The sequence below is a fragment of the Curtobacterium sp. NPDC088465 genome, from assembly GCF_044753165.1.
Lineage (GTDB): Bacteria > Actinomycetota > Actinomycetes > Actinomycetales > Microbacteriaceae > Curtobacterium.
Genome location: NZ_JBIVMR010000010.1, coordinates 1 through 1,408 on the forward strand (window position 1 = coordinate 1; position 1,408 = coordinate 1,408).

Annotated in this window: 1 protein-coding gene; it reads right to left on the reverse strand. The window is 69.7% G+C overall.

Annotated features, from left to right (window positions below; translation table 11 throughout):
• Nucleotides 1–336: 336 nt before the first annotated feature.
• Complete coding sequence (locus tag ACIP6W_RS16285; RefSeq protein ID WP_209686106.1) at nt 337–1,203, reverse strand: GNAT family N-acetyltransferase; 867 nt, start codon at nt 1,201–1,203, stop codon at nt 337–339.
• Nucleotides 1,204–1,408: the final 205 nt, after the last annotated feature.

Below are 1,408 nucleotides of genomic sequence, written 5' to 3' on the forward strand. Positions count from 1 at the left end.
AAAATAATTGGCATTGACAATGTGCACGCTGTTGAGTTCTCAAGGACCAGACGCACCCCCCACTCGACTCCACGAAGGAGCTCCGCCAGAGGGGCTTGGATTCTCGACACCATCCGCCGAACCTTGCAGCTCGTCAGGGTGGTGGTTGGTTGCCGAGCGGGACCCCGTCCGGACTGCATCTCCAGGTACTCGCCCTGGTGACCGTCTCGGCCGTTCCGTTCTCCGCCTCAGCGGCAACGAGGTACAACTTTACGCGGAGGTGAACGCGCTGCCAAGTGGGGCCACATCTCGGGCGTGTCGGGCGATGAGCGGACGCGTTGCAGCGTTGCGACCGACTCACTCCTCGCCCGGTTCTCCGCTGCTTCCGTGGACGGTCGGGAGCTCGAGTGCAGTCGCCATCTCTTCGATGACGGCGTTCGGCAACCCGTCGGCCGCGCGCCGGCGTCCCGTCCTGCGGAAGCCGTGGCGAGCGTAGAAGCCCCGCGCCGGCGCACCGTCCGGAGCGCAGTCCACCCAGAGTCGGATCGACGGGGCACGGAGGGCTGCCCAGCTGAGGACCTCCGCGAGGAGCGCGTCCGCCACGCCGTTCGCCCGGCCCCGCGCTCGAGGACGGACGAACACCCCCGTGAGCAGCGCGGCAGGCTCCTCGTCAGCCGGCAGCTGAGCGGCCATGATCCCCAGCCACGCCCCGTCCTCCGCGACTGCCACGACAGCAGTGGTGTCCCGCCCGGTACCGCGCCGCGCCCGCAGCCGCCAGTCGTCCTCGGTCATCGCGAGGGTGGTCCGGAGGTCGGCGCCGTACGACACCGGGTTCTCCGCCGCGTTCTCGAGCCGGAGCGCTCGCACCGACCGCCAGTCCTGCTCGACCGTGCTCCGCACGACGTACCGGAGACCCGGGAGACCGGCCCGCCCCAGGAGGAGGGGCACGCCGGTCGCCGACCACCACGAGGGCGACACGTGCCCGGAAGACATCCCGCCGTGTGCGAAGCGCTCGACGAACACCCCTGCGCCGGCGTCTCCCGACATCGCACGACCGACCTCCGCCGCAAAGCCCCACCGCAGCATGCCGTCGAGCTCACCTCGCGTGCTCGGGAGCGTGACGTGCGCGAACCGCTCACCGAGAGCTCGCCACAGCCACGGGTCACCGCGCCAGCCCCACTGGTCAGGCTCGTCCCGGAACAGATCACCGACGTGTCGTGCCACGTTCTGATGGTGACCGATCGCGTGCAATCGCGCCAGCGTGCGATCGCCGCTGCGCTCGCCCGCACGGCCCGAGCAGTCGAGGGCGGTGGCGGTGTGCGGGTCGGCCCGGAAACGCAGGAAACCCCTGACCGATCACGGTCAGGGGTTTCCTGGTGTTGCTGAAGTTGAGTCCGGCGGCGTCCTACTCTCCCACAAGGTCCCCCTT